The following is a 19492-nucleotide window of genomic DNA, read 5'->3' as shown; positions in this document are numbered from 1 at the left end:
TAATTCCAACCCACTATTACAATTAAAGAGGAATGTCCATGTTAAAATACCAACATATCGCCGCAGAGATCGAAACATACATTCAAGAGCATGCCCTGCAACAGGGCGACAAATTGCCTGTACTTGACGAGCTGATGTTGCAATTCGGCGTTAGCAAAAGCACAATCATCAAATCGCTGGAGCTGCTGGAGGAAAAGGGCGTGATCTTTCAAGTACGCGGTAGCGGCATCTTCGTCCGCCGTCACGGGCGCAAAGGCTACATCAGTCTGTTGAAAAATCAGGGCTTTACCCGCGATCTGGAGGAGTTTCCGGTCACATCGCAAGTGCTGCTACTGGAAATCGTCAAGCCTAACCGCGAAATAGCATCCAACCTCAATATTGCGCCGGATCAGGACGTGTATCATGTGAAGCGGATTCGCTATATTTATGAGCAGACGCTGTGCGTGGAGGAATCGTATTACAACAAAGCGATTGTTACGTATCTGAACAATGAGATCGTCTCGGATTCGATCTTTGACTACATTCGCGACGGATTGGGGCTTAGAATCGGGTTCTCGGATTCGTATTTGCATGTCGATAAGCTGAATGCTGAGGAAGCTGGTCATTTGCGTTTACAGCCCGGTGAGCCGAAGCTGGAGGTGGAGACGATTTTCCATCTATCGAATGGGCAACCGTTTGATTTCTCCAAAATCACGTACAATTATGTACAGTCCCAGTTTTTCATTCAGGCGAACGGGCATCGGATGTAGCAAATATGTATTGCTCAACAATGCGCTGCCAAACAAGACACGAAGAACGCAAAAACATCCAGTTCGCTTTATATCGCGGACTGGATGTTTCTTTATATTTCTTTATCTTTCGTCATATTCGGTGCATCAAGCATGAGGGATTCATGCTCCCTCGCTCTGCTACATATTAACGACAAGCAGAGATGCCTTGCTCCATAATCTCCATCACAGCAAGTGTTTCCTCATCTTTTACTACTTTTTCGTGACCTTCAACGATCGCTTTGTATAGATCGTCGTAGACGCGGGTATAGTCGCCCTTTTCGGAAATCACCTTTTCCTCATGATAGACGCCATCATCGTCTACATAGGTCAGTGTGCCATAATGCTGCGGTAGATCAAGCCCAAAGTCGGGATGACCCTGCGGCAGGTAAAACATCTTCAAATGCTCTTCCTGCCGATCTTCGGTTTGTTTGATGAAGACGCCTTTTTTGCCGTATACAGCAGCGACCGGGCGTGGCACAAGGCGGAAGAAGCTGGATCGAATCGACACTTTTAGCGCATTATCATAATACAGATCCAGATCAAAATAATCGTTCATCCGTCCCGTTCCGAGCAGCTGACGCACATCGTAATGAACACGATTCGGCTTGCCAAAAAAGGAAATCGCCTGATCTAGCGTATGCGCGCCATGCCCGTACAGATAGCTGTTGTACTGGGAGAAATGGTGCGTCTGGTTCGGTGTATCCGGGCGATAGTAATCGTAGTGCATCTCGACTTCCAGCAGCTCTCCAAGCTTGCCGGATTGGATCACCTGCTGCGTCGTCAAGAAGTTGGAATCATAGCGGCGGTTCTGATAGCACTGGGCGATCAAGCCTTTTTCCCGTGCCAGATCAAAAATAAACCGTGCTTCGTCTGTCGTCAGCATGAACGGTTTCTCCACCAGCACATGCTTACCATGCTCCAGCGCTAGCTTCGCATATTCAAAATGCGATTCTACCGCTGTACAGACAACAATCAGCTGAATCTCCTTATCGTCAAACAGCTCATTGATATCGTCGGTGTACTGGATGCTAGGAATCCGTTCCCAATCTACTTTGCTCAGATTGCGGGCGTAAATCGTTTTGACGTGAATCTGATCGTGGTTCAGAGCGAACGGCAGATGATAGCGATTGGTGCTTTTGCCGTTGCCGATATATCCAATGGAAAGCATACAAACAACCTCCTATTCTATATTCATTATATCGCAATGATAGGACAAGCGAACGATATCGCCAAACTTGGTTTTCATTTTCAAAATCATAGGATTCAGACATGTTTTGCTGAAAATCAGGTTCATCCTTGTGAGTAGAACGGCGTATCTTGCTGAAAAATGAATATGCAATATGATTGGATTTTGCTACAACAATGGTGGTTGATTATGGTTGAAAATCACTGATCGGTGTGGCATGAATGCGCAATTTACGTTTCTTGATCTCCTCATATAACCGTTCCGAAATGATCGGATTGGAGATGTATGTATATTCCAGTGTAAACAATTCGTTCGTTCCGATCTTCTGCTCATCCAATACGATGCGGCTAAAGCCTTTGGCAATGCGGCGGGGTGGCTGTTGCATGGAGCGGGTCATAATATTCTACCTCCGGCGTAAATGTAGCTCCCCCGGAAATAAATCCTTTGCGCGGATATTGATATTCCAAAGCGTAATGATTCATGGATGGTGTTCACTCCGATCGCAAATAATAGTTGGCGTACACCATCCAACATACCATACATGCCAAATGCAGTTCAAAACGATGAACAGAAGCTTACGACTGCTCTGATCTTCTTTACAGATCGTCCGCAGTGATATCAAACACCTGATCTTTGTAAAAGTATGGTCGGTCGTCTTCCGTAATGGCGCGTAGCACTCGGCACGGATTGCCAACTGCAATCACATTATCGGGAATATCCTTCGTCACCACACTAGCAGCGCCAATGACGACGTTGCTGCCGATGGTTACGCCCGGTGTGATCACGACATTGCCGCCAATCCAGACGTTATCACCAATCGTAATCGCAATTCCATACTCGTATCCGGCATTACGCGGAATATGGTGGATCGGATGTCCGGCAGTATAGAGCGATACATTGGGAGCAAACAATACATAATTGCCGATGGTCACTTTGCCTACATCCAGAATCGTACAATTGAAGTTAGCGTAGAATTGCTCACCCACTTCAATATTGCTGCCGTAATCGCAATGGAAGGGAGCTTGTACATGAACCTCTTTGCCAGTTTTACCGAGAATGCTGCGAATCAGCGTGTTACGTCGTTCATGTTCATCTGGACGCAGATGGTTGTACTCGTACACTTTCAGTTGAGCAGCTTCACGCTCTTCGCTTAGACCATCTAGCCAAGCCTTATAAGGCAAACCTGCCAGCATGCGTTCTTTTTGATTCATGAATATCAAGCTCCTTTTCTAGTACATATACTATAGATACAACGGATAGCATTCAAAACGACGTTCCAATCATAATACTCACATCTACATCGTAAAACACTTTTTAAAATAATTTTATAAAGCATGTAAAAGGTACTTCTTTTCGTGAGAAATGTCAAATGTCCGCTCTTAAAATAATAGGTTACCTAATATATTGACACTCTAAACAAAATTCTGTATATTAATCAACAGACATACTCTGTACAGAGTACTTTAGGCAGAGTCAAATGAATCGCTGACCGGAATACAGCGCCGGTATGAAACAAGCAGCAGAAAGGGGAATGCATTGTCATTGCAAATTTATATTCTTGGCTCCTTGTGGGAAAAGGAAATTCACCCATATGAGATCAAGAAGCGCATTACCGAGAATACGAGCGGCACAGTCACTATTACCGACGGCAATCTGTACTACAACTTCGATGCCTTACATAAGAAGGGCTACATCGAAAAGGTAGAAACTGTGCCATCCGACAACTACCCAGACAAAAGCTTTTACGGCATTACCGAGCAAGGACGAGAAGCATTGAAAAACATGATCTACAAAAGCTTCACGGCGCCGAAGGATGTACGTTCACTGCTGGCACCGCTCTTTTTCGTGCGGCTCGTCGATATGAACCGGATCATCTTCTTATTGCAGCAAGCAGTAGAACAGCGTGAACAAGACCTTGCTAGCAAGCGAGAACGTTCATCCAATTGGACAGCGCCGGATATTACACCGGAGTACGAGGAATGCCATTCCTTTCTGATTCGCTTCTCGCTCTCGCGGCGTGAAAGTGATCTGAATTCGCTAAAAGACTTGCTTGGTGTGATTCAGCGGATGAACAACCAGCAATGACCCACATCCGTATGGATGCAAAATATATAGGTTTGAGGTGGAAAGAGTGAAAAAGAAACTCACATTATGGATTTTGGTCGCGCTGCTGGTCATCACCGGCGGATCGCTCGGCTACTATTACTGGTATCAGGGAACGTATTACATCAAAAGCGACGACGCACGCATCACTGCGGATCAATATAAAGTGATGCCGCAGATTACATCCAAGCTGACGCATATCGATGTGGAGGAAGGCGATACACTGAAGCGCAATGAACCGATTGCCGAGCAGGATGTATCCGGTCTGACATCTGATGCGATTAGCAAATCTGTACTGCGTGCCCCGATTGACGGCACCGTACTCAAGCTGTATTCCAAAACGAACGAGATCGCTTCACCAAGCTCGACGGTAGCGGTTATGGCAGACCTGAATAGTCTGTATGTATCGACCAATATCGAAGAAACCGATATCGGTCGCATCAAGCTAGGCGCATTGGTCGATATTACACTGGATGCCGCAGGCGATGAGATCATTCAAGGCAAAGTACGCAAGATTGGACAGGCGTCGAACTCAGTCTTTTCCGTCATTCCGGCGACCAATACGAGCGGTAACTTCAACAAAGTCACCCAGCGGATTCCGGTTGAGATTGCTCTGAATGTACCGGAGGGACTTCAATTGATTCCGGGAACAAACGTGGAAGTTAAGATTCATACACCGTAAAAAGGGGGCGTACCGATGTCATCTGAAACTATGAGTACTGCTCCTGCGGGTCCGGAAAATCTAACCTCTCGTGAACGCTGGTTTGCGTTCTGGGCGATTGTCCTTGGTACATTCGTTGCTGTTCTGAATAACAGTCTGATCAACGTCGCGATTCCGCAGCTTACGACCGATCTCGGATCGACGACAACACGCATTCAATGGGTAATTACCGGCTATACGCTCGCTTCGGGGATTATCGTGCCGATTACCGGCTTTATGGAGCAGCGGATTGGCTACAAGAAATTTATGATTCTCGCGTTATCTGTATTTACAATTGGCACGCTGATCTGTGCGTTTGCTTGGAATGATATGTCGCTCATTATGGCGCGTATTCTGGCAGGGCTTGGCGGCGGTCTAATCATGCCGCTCAGTATGACAATCGTATACAAAATCATGCTGCGCGAGCAGGTGGGCTTGGCGATTGGTCTTTGGGGGATTGCTGCAATGGCAGCTCCAGCGATTGGTCCGACGCTTAGCGGTTATTTGATCGAATGGTTTAACTGGCGCTTTCTGTTTATCGCCTGTGTGCCGATTGCGATGTTTGCGATTCTGATGGTCTTTATTCTGATCAAGGAACCGCCGAAGAATCAGCCAATCAAATTCGATCTGACCGGGTTTCTCTTGTCCGCGACCTGTGCGGGAACGCTGTTGTACGCACTGTCTAACGGTTCGTCGTCCGGCTGGACGTCCTTCAAAATCGTCGGCTTGTTCTTTATCTCCTTCTGGGCGCTCGTGTTCCTGATCTTCGTGGAACGCGGCAAGGATAACGCCGTTATCGACGTATCGTTATTCAAAAACTATAAATTCACCGTCAGTGTCATCGCATCCAGCTTCGTCATGATGGGCATGATGGGCGGTACGTTTCTGGCGCCATTATTTCTGCAAAGTGTGCAGTCATATTCCGCGATTCAAACCGGTCTGATCCTGTTGCCGCAGGCGGTTGCGATGGCACTCATGATGCCGATTGCCGGTAAGCTGGTGGACAAGATCGGCATTGTGCCACTGTGTCTGGTCGGTCTGACGGTAACGAGCTTTATGACGTATCATCTGCATACCTTGTCACCGCAGACGTCGCGAATTTGGTTTGAAACGGTCATGGTCTTGCGCGGAATGGGTATCGGTCTGTGTCTGATGCCGCTATCTACCGTCGGTATGAACGCCATTGCGGACGAAGTATCGCAGGCGAAGGTCAGCAGCGCGTCTGCCGCGTCCAATCTGATTCGTACGCTAGCAGGTTCGATGGCGATTGCTATTTTGACCTTTATTATGCAAGATCGTACAGCTCTGCACAGTCAACATATCGCCGAATCGATTACTGTTGAAGGCGGGCAGTATCTGCAATCCGTGCTCGGTAGCTCATGGCTGTCGAGTGCCACCGGGCTGATCTCGCTGGATGCATATTCACGAGGAATTGCTGATACTTTCCTGTTATCATCCATTCCGTTGTTCTGCTGTATCCCGCTCATGTTCCTGTTCCTCGGTGGGAAACGGAAGCCTAAGAACAAGGAAATGCCGTTGACAGAGGAAGTGCAGGCGCAAGTATAAGCAAGCCAATATCCATTCCATATCACGTCAATCCTAAGCATCATTTGTATTTTCTATAGTAGCCTATTCCAATATGAATTCCGATAGAAGCCAGAGTATATAACTTTATGTCCATCCAAGTCTATCGCGACAGAAGATATTTATCATTACAGAACGAAAGGGAAGACAGCCATGAGAACAAGAAAATGGGAAGTGACTGCCGCCGCACTAGTAATGAGCACCGTCATGCTGGCAGGCTGCTCGACTGCTAATCAAGCCGCACCCAATATGAATGTGACAGTCAAAGTTGCTTCTGCCCAGCAAGGGCAGATCGGGCAAGGCGAGATCTACACCGGCACCGTTAATCCGTCCGAGACGGTCAATATCGTACCGAAAATGAGCGGCAAAATCTCCGCCGTCTCCGTCGATGTCGGTACACAGGTGAAAACAGGTCAGGTGCTGTTCAAGCTGGAAGATGACGATCTGCAAAACAAACTGAAGCTCGCTCAATCCGATACCGAAGCAGCGGCAGCCGGAATCAAAACCGCAGAAAGCTCACGCGAATCCGGCATGGTATCCGCCAATTCCGGCGTTGTTAGTTCCAAAAGCGGTGTGATTTCATCCAAGAGCGCTATCACCCAAGCAGAGAGCGGCATCAATCAGGCACAAGCATCAGTCAATCAGGCGAATACAGCGTTGAAAACAGCGCAAACTGGTGTATCGACTGCTGGCAATACGATCAAACAAACACAAGAAGCACTGAAAACGGCGCAAACTACACTGACACGTACCCAGTCACTGCTGGATAACGGACTGGCTACACAAGCCGATCTGGAAAAGGCACAATCCGCCGTCAGCAGCGCTCAAACGGCATACGATAACGCAGTCAATGCCAAAGCTAACGCCGAAGAACAACTGGCAGCAGCCCAAAACAATATCGCCACTACGCAAAAAGCGCTGACCACTGCGCGCGAAGCATACAATAACGCCAATAGTAGCTATGCGAATGCCAATGATGGCTACAGCAATGCGCAGCGTCAGCTGGAAGTATCGCAAAGCACTGCTGGTGTCGAAGCTAGCCAGCAAAAGCTGAAGCAGGCACAAGTGAATGTCGATATTGCACGCGATGCACTGGATAATGCAGTTGTAGAATCACCGATCAACGGTATCGTTGTGACCAAAAATATCGAATCCGGCGAGATGACACCAACGGGAACCGCATCGCTCGTGATTGCCAACCTGAATACCGTCGATATTCTGATCTACATCCCAGCTGATCAGATTAACGGCATCCAAAAAGGCGATCAAGTGCAAGTCAACGTATCCTCGTCTGGTCTGATTGCAACCGGCAAAGTGAAGCTGATCAATCCGCTGGACGATAGCGGCAATGGCTATCCGGTGCAGGTGACGGTATCCAATACCGACGGCAAGCTGAAAACAGGCATGCTGGCGGACGTCAGCTTTATCGGCAAAGATTCCAAATCCGGTATCATCATCCCAACCAAAGCGATTGTCAAAGACGGCGACAAATCGTACGTATACGTTGCCTCTAATGGCAAGGCTATGCGCAAAGAAGTCACTGTTGGATCAACAACCGGTTCGCAAACGTTGATCTCCAAAGGTCTGAAATCTGGCGAGCAGGTCATTCAGAACAATCAAGCACTGCTGGATGAAGATACAGCGATTACGGTAGCACAGAGCTAATACACGTAAACAAATGCTAGCTATGATTAGCAACATGATAAGAAGATTAAGACTGTAAATAGGATCGAACGTATAGTGTGCTTAGGTTATAGAAAATGAATACACGTGCTATTGCTCCATGATAGAAACAGTCAAAGATAAAATATATTTTTTGCTGTTCATCTGTTTAAATACGCATTGAAGTGCGTTATAATACCAGTACAAAACAAAAAAGCCTGTGATGCTCCAACATCACAGGCTGGATGACAGATCGGCGGACATACACGGCGATCGCTTGTACTAGCTTCATACAAGAAAATCGCCGGTTAGAGTAGTCACCTCTTACGACCGGCGGTTTTTCTTGTCTTCGTTCTCAGATTTATTGTTTTTTAGAAAAGAGCGTATTTTCAGCACAATATACAAAAACTGTGCAGCCCGAATTCCTACATTCAACAAACCCAATACGAAATCCAAATGCGACATGGCGTCACCCCCTTTCGGGCTGCGATGCCGTGCCGTGTACCGCCGGACACTTGATCATCCGGCTTTTATTATAGCACATTTTAACTTTTATACGTCTATAAATTACGTATAAAAGTTAAAATGTGCATTTTTTTAAAATTATCGTATATTTGCTCCTTTATTCGGGTATATGAACAGAACACAAACGTTCATTTTTAATGAATGTTGCCTGAAAAGGGTAATTCATATCCCGAATCTCTATGGAGGTGCAGCATCATGAATACAACAACGACGAATAGTAAGGGTAAGCCACTGGTGAAAGGTATCGCGCCGAACGCATCGCCAGAAGCCCTCACTAACGATAAACGCAAAGTATTTCTATTTGGTTCGCCAAGCTATACCAATATCGGTGATCAGGCGATTGCTTATGCAATTGAAAGGTTTATTCGCAATCATTTTCCATACTACGAGTATATCGAGATTATGGATTACGCTACCGACGAAGGCATTACGCTTGTACAGGAGATTATCCGAGATGACGATATCGTCTGCTTTACTGGCGGTGGGAATCTAGGTAGCCTGTACACTGATATTGAAGAAGATCGTCGTAAGGTTATATCCAGCTTCCATAATCATCGGACGATTGTCTTTCCACAATCGGTTTACTTTGAAGATAACGATCATGGTGAACAGGAAAAGCGCAAGACGCAGGATGCGTACCACAGCAACGCCAATCTGACGCTAGTCGGTCGGGAGAATCAGACAATCGATGTACTGGCGGAGACCTTTGCCCCGGATGTGAATATCATGTATACACCGGATATGGTCATGTCGCTGGACATCGTGCCAAAGGAGTTAAAGCGCGAAGGCGTATTGTTCGTAATGCGAGCTGATAAGGAAAAGGTGACTGATGAGCCGTTTCTGGAGGAGTTGAAGCAGTGGGCACAGCAGATTGGGAAGGTGGAGCGTATTGATACTGTGCTGGATGAGGTGGATACGATCGACTATGCAGAGCGTGAGCATTATTTAATGAACATGCTCGATACGATCGGTTCACAGCAACTGATTATTACCGACCGCCTGCATGCGATGATCTTCTCGATCATTACACGTACGCCATGCCTAGTCTTCGGCAACAGCTACGGCAAAGCCAAGCATTCGCATATTGATTGGCTGCATCCGGTAGCGTTTATCGAATATACGGATAGCAAGGATGTACAGGAGCTAGAACATATTATTGAGCGACTGATGAATGCGGATCGGGAAGGAATTGACTTGCGATCACATTTTGAGCCGTTGAAAGAGTTTTTCAAGCAGAAATAATAGCAATATAAAGGTATACCTGCTATTGCAGAAATAGTAGTTTGGAATCTAATACAATCCCCTGTCTCATGCCGTGCTAGATCTTTAGGCATGTAGACAGGGGATTTTGGCTTGCATAAAACATATGATACGGCGAACTAGATGCTTAGAAGTTCACACTCAGCTTCCGCTTATTCGTTTGGTCTAGAAATTGAAATATTTTAAATCATTGTGCACTTATGAAATATCAATTTCCATATCGTCTCATCCATCTCAGTAAAATCAGGTTAAACCATCATCATTTGCATAGTCATGATCAACTCAGTTGTGCGTAATTTCTATACCCTGATCTGCCTGCTGCAAAGCGTCTATCATCTGCTGTGCGCTACGATACTGACCGCGATTCACGATGAAATCTCGTGCCAGCAGTGCTGCACTGGATTTGATATGGACACGCTTCGCATCGTCGGTAATCGCTTCGATATCTTTGGCATGTGCCAATCCGATCACCCGGCGCATCATCTCGCTCCCGGCAAAGCCCACGGTATCCTCCAAAATGTGCTGTAGCTGATCATCCACCAATCCCGATACGTCAGCAAAATGCTCCTGATTGTTTGCCTGCCACAACTCCCGATAGCGAGTACTGAACACATCCCACACCGTCAGCACATGATGCAGCAGCAATTCGCGGCTGTTATCCTGACGAGCGAGTGCAGACAGTAGCGTATTGGAGATAAACAGACCGATATCGTAACCGATTGGACCATAAAAGGCGAATTCGGGATCGATCACCTTCGTCTCCTCGTCGCTAGCAAAGATGCTGCCAGTATGCAGATCACCATGCAGCAGTGCTTCCGCGGAAGTCATGAAGTGACGCTTCAATTTGGCGCCTTCCAGCAGCAGCTTTTGATCCTGCCACAATTGCTGTGCTACCTGTTGCAAACCCGGTTCGACGTCATTGCTCTCATCGTCGATGAGTGGATAAGTGAACACGAAGTTTTCGGTGATTTTGCACAGTTCTGGATTGTGGAATTGCAGTGCCAGCTCGCGCCGCGCGTCTGCACCAAGTGCAAAGTCCGACGTGCCGTACAACGTCTGTGCCAGATATTCACCGATATGTTGAGACAGCAGCGGATAGACGGCGCCTTCGGCAAAGCCAGTACGCACGATTGTCAGATGGGACAGGTCTTCCATCACCGTAATCGCATACTGTTCATCCGTATAATACACCTCAGGCACATAGTCTGGCGCATAACGGGCAAAGATCTTTAGCGCTTCACTTTCCATCCGTGCCCGATCCAGTGTCAGCGGCCAGCCTTCACCGATGACACGTACATACGGTAATGCCTGTTTAATAATGCTACCGCGTCCAGTGGACGGCTCGGTAATATGAAAGACCAGATTCAAGTTGCCATCGCCAATCTCACGACAGGACAACTGTGCATCGGCTGGAAATAGATTCAATTGCACCGCAAGCTGAATCGCGGTTTGCTCATTCAGTGCTTCATACGTATTGGCAGCGGGTGTGCTCATCACGCATTCCCTCCTCTGAAATGTTATACCTTCTGTCGTGCCCGATGGATAAATGTAACCGCCAGCGCCAGTACCAATACTGCGCCTTTGATAATATCTGTCGCATAATACTGCACATTCAGCATCGTCATACCGTTGACCAGAATCCCCATCAATACCGCTCCAAAAAAGGTTCCGATCACGTTTGGACGACCTGCACCGAAGACAGAGTAACCGACAAACACCGCAGCGAGCGCATCCATTTGCATTGATGAACCAGCATCGACCTGACCGGAACCAACGCGTGCGGCGAACAGAATTCCGCCGATTGCGGCGAAGATACCAGAAGCGACATACGCCAGTGTCCGAATACGATTGACGCGCAGACCGGACAGACGTGCAGCTTCTTCATTACTACCGGTCATGATCATCTGCCGACCACCACGCGTGTATTTGAAGAACAGATGCATACCGATCACCGCAAGAATCATCAGAATAACAGGGAACGGAATACCGAGCAGACGACCTTGACCGATCCACAGGAACGAATCCAGCATTACACCCGGAGCCTTCGTTCCATCCTGAAATTGCATATTGTTGTAAATGGCATAGCCTTTTGTATAGGTACGATGAATCCCGCTGATGATATACATGACTGCCAGCGTTGCCAGCAGATCGGGAATCCGAATTTTCACAATTAATAATGAGTTGAGCAAGCCGACCAGTGCGCCGAGAATCAGCGGCACGATAATCACGGCGATCAGCGGCATTTGATACCAGACCATCATTGCTGCGGTGACAACGGTGGTTAGGGAAACGGTAGAGCCTGCGGATAAGTCAAAGCCGTCGACCGTCAGCGAGATCGTAATACCAATCGCGACAAACGTTACAATCGAGATCGAACGCAAAATATCGGTAATATTGTTGTACGTAAAGAAATGCGTATTGTAGACGGAGAAAAAGACCAGTACGAGACCGATAAAGATCAGCGCTCCGTAGCGATATGAGAATTGGGCTAGCTGGTGTTTCATACAAGTTCCTCCCGGCCTGCGCTGGCATAGTATAGTAGATCTTCATGAGTTGCTTCGCCGTAGGCAAATGTTTTCGTAATCCGACCGTCACACATGACGAGAATCCGGTCGGCAAGTCCAAGTGCTTCTTCAAATTCGCAGGTCAGATACAGTATGCCTTTGCCCTGCTGTGCGAGTCCGCCGATGACGCGGAAAATATCGCGCTTTGCGCCCACATCGACGCCTTTGGTTGGCTCATCGAGTACATACACATGCGCGTTTGTTTCCATCCATTTTCCGATGGCGACCTTTTGCTGGTTACCGCCGCTCAAGTAGCCGGTCAACTGCTGATCCGATGCTGCCTTGATACCGAGCGCTGATACGAGTCCACTGCCATGCTTGCGCTCCGCTTTGCCAGAGACGATGCCAAACGACGTGATTTTTTGTAAAATTGGCAGACTCAAATTGTGCAGCACCGATTCTTTGACGATAATGCCTTCTTTGCGGCGTTCTTCCGGCACGAGCACAATCCCGGCAGAGATTGCTTGCTGTGGCGTACGTACACGTACTTTTTTGCCATTCAGCTCGATGCTGCCTTGTTCTGGCACATCTGCACCGAATAATAGCTTGGACAATTCCGTCTTGCCCGCGCCTACCAGCCCGACGATCGCAACGATCTCGCCGCTATTCACGTCCAGACTGACATCCTGTACATGACGTCCTGCCGCCAGATTGCGCACAGTCAGAATTGGCTCGCCAATCTCGGTAAACACCTTTGGATATTCCTCTTCAAAAGCACGCCCCAACATCGAATGCACAACATCATTCGGATTGGTTTCTGCCGCTGGCAGCGTGCTTACACGACGACCGTCGCGCATTACCGTAATACGGTCACACACCTTGAAAATCTCCGGCAGTCGGTGCGAGATGAAGATCACCCCGATGCCCTGCGATTTTAGCTCCTTCATAATCGTAAACAACCGTTCCGCTTCTTCAATACTGAGCGGTGCAGTCGGCTCATCCAAAATAACAAAACGTGCCTTCTCCGCCATCACGCGGGCGATCAGCACCAACTGCTTCTCCGCCAGTGTCAGTTCGCTCACCTGACGGCGTGCCGAGATCGCAAAGCCCAGTCGTTTTAAAATGGCATCTGCTTCATTGTATAGCTTTTTCCAGTTCAGCACGGGACTGCCACCGGAAGAGATCAGCTGATCCAGCAAAATATTTTCCGCTACCGACAGCTGCGGAATCAACGAGGTATCGACCTCCTGATACACGCACTGGATGCCGGCTTTTTTGGCGGCGGCGGGTGAATCGATGATCACTTCGCTGCCGTCGATCAGAATGCTGCCTTTGTCTGACGTGTAGGCACCGGACAATATTTTCATCAGTGTGCTCTTGCCTGCGCCGTTTGCGCCGAGCAGCGCATGAATCTCGCCGCTATTTAGTTGAAAATCTACATCTTGCAGCGCCGGTACGTTGGCGAAGGATTTGAAAATGCCGGTCATGGTCAGATTGCCGCTGGTTGTCGCTGCGGAATTGCTCATTCTAAATTGCCCCTTTCCTGTAACCTGCAATAACAACAGTATCCACCTGCACCATAAAGCTCATGCAGGTGGATAGCAGTTTTGTTCTTTTCATACATCATGGTTATAAGCTGTACAAGACAATTGTGTTTGTCTGCAAGCTGGCTGTGAACAACTAACAGTCATGGAACAAACGATAGCTATATGGCAGCGTATATCGTAATCTTGCCCTGTCTGTCTTGGAATTACTTCGCTGCTGCGACCGCTTTTTCCAGTTCTTTCAGTTGGTCGGTATTGCCTTGATCACTTTCACCCCAGCCTTTTACATAATCGCTCAAGTCGGCAGTTGTTACTTTTTTGTCCTTCGGCAGGTCATCGCGTTTTACGTAAACAGGTTCTAGTTCAACTTTTTGGTCGGATGTATCACCTGCAAATTTTTGGTACAGATAGCGAACTTGTACGCGTCCGATGGTTGTTGGATCAACCGCTGCGGAAGCGACCCACGGACTGGTTTTATCTTGGATGATGCTCAGATCTTCGTCACTCATATCGATACCGTACACTTTGATCTCATCGCGTCCGGCTTGTTTGATCGCATTGCTGGCACCTTTGGCAAATTCATCCCATGATGCCCATACTGCTGTGATATCGCCTTTGTTCGGGTACTGTTTCAGGATCGCTTCCATCTGGGTTTGTGCATCCAGCTGGGCGTTGTCTGCTGTACCGAAAGCAGCGATTTCTTTAATATCTGGATATTTCTCTTGGAACTTCTTGTACGAGATCTGGCGGGATTCCATTGGTGGGAAACCAGCTACCCAGATTTTGACGATATTGCCTTTGCCACCAGCATCGGCTGCCAGTTGATCCAGTGTCAATTCAGCCATCTTCTGGTCATTTTGTGCCAGACTCGTTACACCTTGAATACCTTCCAGTGCGGAGTCGAACGCAACAACAGGAATGCCAGCCTGTACTGCTTTTTGTACACCAGCTGTCAGTGCGCCTGCATCGCCGTGGTCGATCAGGATACCGTCAAATTGACCTTGGTTGACCGCTGCATCCAGTGAGGATGCCATTTTGCTCAGATCGTTGTCGGCACTTAGTACGGTTACGGTACCGCCGTATTTGGCAACCTGATCTTTGACACCGTCTACATATTGAGCGGAGAAGTTACCATTGTTCAGACGCATGATCAGTGCGATATTTTTACCGGCAAGAGCATTGCCGGAAGCATTCTCTGCGCTTCCCGAAGCGTTGTTATCTGCTGCTCCGTTTCCGCAGGCGCTCAACACGATCGCGAAGACCATCAGAATAGAGAGCAGAAGTGCGGATTTTGAAGACTTTTTCATGGTTAGTTCCCCCTGTACGTAGTTGCGTTAAAGCTTTAATGGATGTGCGACTTGTGATGTTAGAATTTAATATAGAATCTAAAACCAAGTATGTCAATTGGTTTTGTAAAAATAAATAGAATCTATTCGATTTTTGGCGAAAAACAGAAGGATTTGCATGATTTTATGGATAAATATGTATTAAAATGTGTGTATATGTAAATAATGAAGGTGTTAAGGTATACAGAAAGCTGTACCATTCATACAATCGCGATCGGTCATTATCATACGTATATGGTTATATATAGAGTTGTGTTGAGAGACGATATAGACAATATTGTGTTGCTAAGTGAGCAATAATATTGCATTACTGATGTATAAGTGTAGCATGATATCAATTTGGAATGTCTGTGCATCTGTATATATAATTTTTCTATAACAAAACTCTGTTTCATTAGACGGAACATAAAATGGTATTGCTAATATGTAATGAGATACTTCTTAATATCTGTATCTGTATCTGTATCTATGTTTGTGTGTGAGAATCATATTCCAGAAAGGATGAGTATCATGAGTGAGCAGAACAAACAGGATGCAACCCAGCGTTTCTCGGCGCGTGTAGATGATTATGCAAAGTATCGTCCGAGCTATCCAGCAGAGCTGCTGGATTATATGCAGCAAACGATTGGGGTACAGTCCGGGCACAAGGTGGCGGATATCGGTGCGGGAACAGGTATTTTCACTGCATTGCTATTGGAGCGTGGATTGGATGTGTTCGCGGTAGAGCCAAATGAGCCGATGCGTCGTGCTGCTGGAGAGACGTTGCCAGCTGAACATCTGCATCTGGTGGACGGATCGGCGGAGCAGACGAACTTGCCGGATCATAGTGTGAATGTGATCATCTGTGCGCAATCATTTCATTGGTTTGATACACAGCGTGCGGTAAGCGAGTTTCGCAGAATTGCCGGAGCGGATGGCAAGCTGGTGCTTATCTGGAATACGCGGCTTCAGACGGGCAGTGAGTTTCTGGAGCGATACGAACAACTGCTACAGCAATTCGGTACAGATTACAACGAAGTGAATCATCAGCATATGTTCAGTCAGTTGCAGCATCCGGTATTTCGCGAGGGCACGATGCAGCGGGCGACATTTATCAATCGTCAGGTGTTGGATCTGGATGGAGTACAGGGCAGATTGCGCTCAACTTCGTACGTGCCGTCCGCTGGGGAACCTGGATATGCGCAGATGATGGAGGAAGCAGAGCGGATATTCAACGAGACGGAGCAGGATGGCGTTGTATATATGGATTATGAGACAGAGGTGTATTGGGGGCAGTTGTAGGTCGATTTCTACGGATACTATGGTGATAAGACAGTTGAAAAGATAGAGCAGGTTAGCAACATAGTATTAGCGAATCGCTCAACATATCCATCGTGTATAGAGGAAGATATAACTATGTATATAGGTAAAAGCGGATCGGATATCGATAGTAGAACAAAGAATAAAGCTCTTTTTGATAGCGAAGTATAATTATGGATAAATAGATAATTAATGAAAGAAAAATTCGCACTACTGCTGAATAGGCATTCTTCGGAGCAGTATCGCAGATGATAGCAGATAGGTTTGGTGTATATATTGTAGTAGATTGCATGGATGAAGGTGGCAGGCATAGTATGGAAAATAGCGAGTATCGATATACAACAACCGATGCGGAGCTGGAGCAACTTGATTTTCACGATGCAGTCGTATTGGAAGTCAGGCAACAAGGGAGAAATGTTGTTTTGCTGCTAGAATGGTCGATTCTTGAACGAGATCATCCATTAAACCCTTATCCAAACGCGCAATATACCGGAGCTTGCCGCTTAACATTTTATAACGTACGGTTTAGTCAAGCTAAACAGCATGAGAAAGATCAAGATCTGGATGTTGATCCGCAGAGATGGCGAGGCTTTGAGATTCTAAAGTTAGAACGGAAAACGGTAGAAGGTTATGAGGGGTTTGATTTGTTCGTAATGGTTGATACCTTTTGCAGTTGGCGCTTAGATGCGGATGGATTTGTACTCGAATGGAACGAGTTGACAGGGAAAGCATGGTTCGAAGAGTGAGTAATGGAGGATAGATGAAGTGATTATTCATGAAGAGCTGGCAGCTTCTTTTGCTAGCTATTTTACCGAAACGGAGTGATACCGATGAACGAACAACAACTGAACATCATCCGTCAAATACGTGAACAGCAATTTGCCCAAGTGGATAGCAGTACATTGACGCCGCCGGGTACGCCTGCTGCTCAGCGTATGGAGATTGTGATCCCGACCGCCTACGGTGATGCACGTACTAACATCTATCGTCCGCTGGATGTGAACGAACCTGCGCCGGTATTTATCAATCTGCATGGCGGTGGCTTTGTGCTTGGTGATCCAGAAATGGATGATCCGTGGTGCGCCTATGTTGCGGATCTGTCCGGTTGTATCGTGTTCAATGTCGATTATGTGCTAGCACCAGAGCACAAGTTCCCTGCCGCTGTTTATCAGTGCTATGAAGTAGCACAATGGATTAATGAGCATGCTGCCGAGTGGGGCGGGGACGGCTCCAAGCTGGCAATCGGCGGACATAGCGCTGGTGGCAACCTGTCCGCTGCCGTCTGCTTGCTAAATCTGGACAAAGGTGGCGAGTTACCAATCGCATACCAGATTCTCGATTATCCGCCGCTTGATCTTCATACTGATCCAGCGGAAAAGCCCTCCTTTGCCGAAGCGATTCCGGTTGATATGGCTCGTATGTTTAATGAGATGTATTTTGAAAATGCTGCCGATGCGCGCAATCCGCTGGCATCTCCGGTATTCGCACCTATCTCGTCGCTGCAACATCTGCCGCCAGCACTTGTGATCACGGCAGGTAAAGATTCACTAGCAGCAGAAGCAGAGCAATACGCCGCTCATCTGAAGCAAGCCGGTGTCGCCGTCACCCAGCGCCAATACCCCGGTGAAGCGCACGGCTTCACACACAGCGGCACGCCTGCGAATGCCGAAGAAGCATGGCAACTGATGGCAAGTGAACTCAAACACATCTTTGCCCAACACGTATAAGCTGCCTCTCTCAAGGATGTGCTACCTTTCCCCAGTGGACAAGGTAGCACATCCTTATTCATATCCATTTATATAAACCGCCTGCGTGCGTAGCTAATCTAATATCTCTCACCACGAAAATAGCAAAAATTATTCTACCCAAGTGCAAGGAAAGCAATTGACAATAACCAAGTTATCGGATAGGATTTAAAAATAAACCGACTGACGAGTCAATCAACAATATTTACTAGTCTGGAATAAGCCTAAACTGGTACATCCACATAAAGGAGAATGATCCATGAAGCTATTTTTTCAACGTAAAAGCACGCTGACTCTGGCACTGGTTGTTGTATTCACCCTCGTACTGAGCGCTTGCGGTAATGCAGCGTCCACATCCAGCAATGCAGGTAGCACAGGCAGTGAGGAAGCAGCTACATCATCAAGTGGCAATGAGCTGGAGCAGATCAAATCTGCTGGCGTGCTCAAAGTCGGGCTGATGGGCACGTATGCGCCGTACAACTACTTGGATTCCAACAAGCAGGTAATCGGCTTTGATGCAGATATCGCCAATGAAGTTGCCAAGCGTCTCGGCGTGAAAGTGGAATTTACGACACAGGCATTTTCCGGTCTGATTCCGAGTCTGCAAGCGGGCAAATTCGATGCCATCATCAGTCAGGTGACAATTACGGATGAGCGTAAACAGCAATTGGACTTTTCCGATCCGTATATTACCAATCAGGTGAAGATCATCGTCAACGAAAACAACACCGACATTACTAAGCTTGCCGATTTTAAAGGTAAAAATATCGGTGTCGGTCTAGGCACAAACGACGAAACATATTTGCGCAACGAAGTGTTGCCGCAGGTAGGCGATTTTACGATCAAAACGTATAACGATGTGATCACCACGCTGCAAGATTTGAACGTGGGACGCATCGACGCGACGATCAACAACATCTATGCATTGAAGCCAGTTGTAGAAGAGAATGGTTTTAAAATCAAAGCCGTTGGCGATGCGATCAAATCCGATCAAGCCGGTATCGCGATTCGCAAAAACAATCCTGAGCTGCTGGAATCCCTGAATAAAGCGCTCAAAGATATGAAGGATGACGGCACGTACAATACGATATTTGAAAAATGGTTTGGTGAGCAGCCGCCTGCGGAATAAGCGGCTACGATTCACTCCATGATGTGATAAGAAGAGAGAGGAAGACTGCGCTACTATGGCGCAGTCTTTTACCATGAGTGGCAACAAGATGGGATGGGGCATGTGCTATGCGTGCCTTATCAAGCAGAAAGCGAT

The 19492-nt window shown here is 47.3% G+C and carries 17 protein-coding genes; 10 read left to right on the top strand and 7 right to left on the bottom strand.

Annotated features, from left to right (window positions below; translation table 11 throughout):
- Nucleotides 1-38 precede the first annotated feature (38 nt).
- Nucleotides 39-749, top strand: coding sequence for a GntR family transcriptional regulator (locus ACE3MZ_RS23335; protein ID WP_411344461.1), 711 nt, complete (start codon nt 39-41; stop codon nt 747-749).
- Nucleotides 750-915: 166 nt separating this feature from the next.
- Here ACE3MZ_RS23335 and ACE3MZ_RS23330 read toward each other — a convergent pair whose 3' ends face one another.
- The 3 genes from ACE3MZ_RS23330 to ACE3MZ_RS23320 all read right to left on the bottom strand — a co-directional run bounded on the left by ACE3MZ_RS23330 (nt 916) and on the right by ACE3MZ_RS23320 (nt 3167).
- Nucleotides 916-1938, bottom strand: a complete 1023-nt coding sequence (locus ACE3MZ_RS23330; protein ID WP_411344460.1) for a Gfo/Idh/MocA family oxidoreductase — start codon at nt 1936-1938, stop codon at nt 916-918.
- Between the two features lie 205 nt (nt 1939-2143).
- Nucleotides 2144-2353 carry a hypothetical protein gene (locus ACE3MZ_RS23325; RefSeq protein ID WP_411344459.1) on the bottom strand — a complete coding sequence of 70 codons (210 nt, stop codon included), beginning with the start codon at nt 2351-2353 and terminating at the stop codon, nt 2144-2146.
- 199 nt (nt 2354-2552) lie between these two features.
- Nucleotides 2553-3167 carry a sugar O-acetyltransferase gene (locus ACE3MZ_RS23320; RefSeq protein ID WP_411344458.1) on the bottom strand — a complete coding sequence of 205 codons (615 nt, stop codon included), beginning with the start codon at nt 3165-3167 and terminating at the stop codon, nt 2553-2555.
- A 325-nt stretch (nt 3168-3492) separates the two neighbouring features.
- On the opposite strand from ACE3MZ_RS23320, the gene ACE3MZ_RS23315 reads away from it, so the two are divergent.
- The 5 genes from ACE3MZ_RS23315 (at nt 3493) to ACE3MZ_RS23295 (ending at nt 9772) form a co-directional block, all read left to right on the top strand.
- Entirely contained in the window at nt 3493-4041 is a 549-nt protein-coding gene (locus tag ACE3MZ_RS23315; RefSeq protein WP_411344457.1) for a PadR family transcriptional regulator, read from the top strand.
- Between the two features lie 46 nt (nt 4042-4087).
- Nucleotides 4088-4741: an HlyD family secretion protein gene (locus ACE3MZ_RS23310; protein ID WP_411344456.1), complete on the top strand. Its 654-nt coding sequence runs from the start codon at nt 4088-4090 to the stop codon at nt 4739-4741.
- 15 nt (nt 4742-4756) lie between these two features.
- The gene (locus tag ACE3MZ_RS23305; protein ID WP_411344455.1) at nt 4757-6325 is read left to right on the top strand and encodes a DHA2 family efflux MFS transporter permease subunit; all 1569 of its coding nucleotides are present in this window, start codon (nt 4757-4759) and stop codon (nt 6323-6325) included.
- 171 nt (nt 6326-6496) lie between these two features.
- The gene (locus tag ACE3MZ_RS23300) at nt 6497-8008 is read left to right on the top strand and encodes an efflux RND transporter periplasmic adaptor subunit (protein WP_411344454.1); all 1512 of its coding nucleotides are present in this window, start codon (nt 6497-6499) and stop codon (nt 8006-8008) included.
- 717 nt (nt 8009-8725) lie between these two features.
- Complete coding sequence (locus tag ACE3MZ_RS23295; protein ID WP_411344453.1) at nt 8726-9772, top strand: polysaccharide pyruvyl transferase family protein; 1047 nt, start codon at nt 8726-8728, stop codon at nt 9770-9772.
- Between the two features lie 300 nt (nt 9773-10072).
- On the opposite strand, the gene mtnK is transcribed toward ACE3MZ_RS23295, so the two are convergent.
- The 4 genes from mtnK to ACE3MZ_RS23275 all read right to left on the bottom strand — a co-directional run bounded on the left by mtnK (nt 10073) and on the right by ACE3MZ_RS23275 (nt 15145).
- Nucleotides 10073-11284, bottom strand: coding sequence for an S-methyl-5-thioribose kinase (mtnK, locus tag ACE3MZ_RS23290; protein ID WP_411344452.1), 1212 nt, complete (start codon nt 11282-11284; stop codon nt 10073-10075).
- A gap of 23 nt (nt 11285-11307) precedes the next feature.
- Nucleotides 11308-12294, bottom strand: a complete 987-nt coding sequence (locus tag ACE3MZ_RS23285; RefSeq protein ID WP_411344451.1) for an ABC transporter permease — start codon at nt 12292-12294, stop codon at nt 11308-11310.
- On the bottom strand, nt 12291-13820 hold the full coding sequence (locus ACE3MZ_RS23280) for a sugar ABC transporter ATP-binding protein (RefSeq protein WP_411344450.1): 1530 nt from the start codon (nt 13818-13820) through the stop codon (nt 12291-12293). Before ACE3MZ_RS23280 ends, ACE3MZ_RS23285 begins: the two co-directional genes overlap by 4 nt.
- A gap of 224 nt (nt 13821-14044) precedes the next feature.
- A complete protein-coding gene (locus ACE3MZ_RS23275) occupies nt 14045-15145 on the bottom strand; it encodes a sugar ABC transporter substrate-binding protein (protein WP_411344449.1) in 1101 nt (366 codons plus the stop codon).
- 549 nt (nt 15146-15694) lie between these two features.
- On the opposite strand from ACE3MZ_RS23275, the gene ACE3MZ_RS23270 reads away from it, so the two are divergent.
- The 4 genes from ACE3MZ_RS23270 (at nt 15695) to ACE3MZ_RS23255 (ending at nt 19357) form a co-directional block, all read left to right on the top strand.
- Nucleotides 15695-16465 (top strand): class I SAM-dependent methyltransferase, encoded by a 771-nt coding sequence (locus ACE3MZ_RS23270; protein WP_411344448.1) that lies wholly within the window; start codon nt 15695-15697, stop codon nt 16463-16465.
- Between the two features lie 332 nt (nt 16466-16797).
- The gene (locus ACE3MZ_RS23265; protein ID WP_411344447.1) at nt 16798-17229 is read left to right on the top strand and encodes a hypothetical protein; all 432 of its coding nucleotides are present in this window, start codon (nt 16798-16800) and stop codon (nt 17227-17229) included.
- Nucleotides 17230-17313: 84 nt separating this feature from the next.
- Nucleotides 17314-18210: an alpha/beta hydrolase gene (locus tag ACE3MZ_RS23260; RefSeq protein ID WP_411344446.1), complete on the top strand. Its 897-nt coding sequence runs from the start codon at nt 17314-17316 to the stop codon at nt 18208-18210.
- Between the two features lie 277 nt (nt 18211-18487).
- Nucleotides 18488-19357 (top strand): substrate-binding periplasmic protein, encoded by an 870-nt coding sequence (locus ACE3MZ_RS23255; protein ID WP_411344445.1) that lies wholly within the window; start codon nt 18488-18490, stop codon nt 19355-19357.
- Nucleotides 19358-19492: the final 135 nt, after the last annotated feature.

This window comes from Paenibacillus sp. WLX1005 (assembly GCF_046603685.1).
Lineage (GTDB): Bacteria > Bacillota > Bacilli > Paenibacillales > Paenibacillaceae > Saccharibacillus.
This window is presented reverse-complemented; position numbering and strand designations above follow the sequence as displayed.

Coding starts and splice junctions, on each gene's coding strand:
- ACE3MZ_RS23335 (WP_411344461.1), top strand. CDS start 39: ATGTTAAAATACCAACATATCGCCGCAGAGATCGAAACATACATTCAA.
- ACE3MZ_RS23330 (WP_411344460.1), bottom strand. CDS start 1,938: ATGCTTTCCATTGGATATATCGGCAACGGCAAAAGCACCAATCGCTAT.
- ACE3MZ_RS23325 (WP_411344459.1), bottom strand. CDS start 2,353: ATGACCCGCTCCATGCAACAGCCACCCCGCCGCATTGCCAAAGGCTTT.
- ACE3MZ_RS23320 (WP_411344458.1), bottom strand. CDS start 3,167: ATGAATCAAAAAGAACGCATGCTGGCAGGTTTGCCTTATAAGGCTTGG.
- ACE3MZ_RS23305 (WP_411344455.1), top strand. CDS start 4,757: ATGTCATCTGAAACTATGAGTACTGCTCCTGCGGGTCCGGAAAATCTA.
- ACE3MZ_RS23300 (WP_411344454.1), top strand. CDS start 6,497: ATGAGAACAAGAAAATGGGAAGTGACTGCCGCCGCACTAGTAATGAGC.
- ACE3MZ_RS23295 (WP_411344453.1), top strand. CDS start 8,726: ATGAATACAACAACGACGAATAGTAAGGGTAAGCCACTGGTGAAAGGT.
- mtnK (WP_411344452.1), bottom strand. CDS start 11,284: ATGAGCACACCCGCTGCCAATACGTATGAAGCACTGAATGAGCAAACC.
- ACE3MZ_RS23285 (WP_411344451.1), bottom strand. CDS start 12,294: ATGAAACACCAGCTAGCCCAATTCTCATATCGCTACGGAGCGCTGATC.
- ACE3MZ_RS23280 (WP_411344450.1), bottom strand. CDS start 13,820: ATGAGCAATTCCGCAGCGACAACCAGCGGCAATCTGACCATGACCGGC.
- ACE3MZ_RS23275 (WP_411344449.1), bottom strand. CDS start 15,145: ATGAAAAAGTCTTCAAAATCCGCACTTCTGCTCTCTATTCTGATGGTC.
- ACE3MZ_RS23270 (WP_411344448.1), top strand. CDS start 15,695: ATGAGTGAGCAGAACAAACAGGATGCAACCCAGCGTTTCTCGGCGCGT.
- ACE3MZ_RS23265 (WP_411344447.1), top strand. CDS start 16,798: ATGGAAAATAGCGAGTATCGATATACAACAACCGATGCGGAGCTGGAG.
- ACE3MZ_RS23260 (WP_411344446.1), top strand. CDS start 17,314: ATGAACGAACAACAACTGAACATCATCCGTCAAATACGTGAACAGCAA.
- ACE3MZ_RS23255 (WP_411344445.1), top strand. CDS start 18,488: ATGAAGCTATTTTTTCAACGTAAAAGCACGCTGACTCTGGCACTGGTT.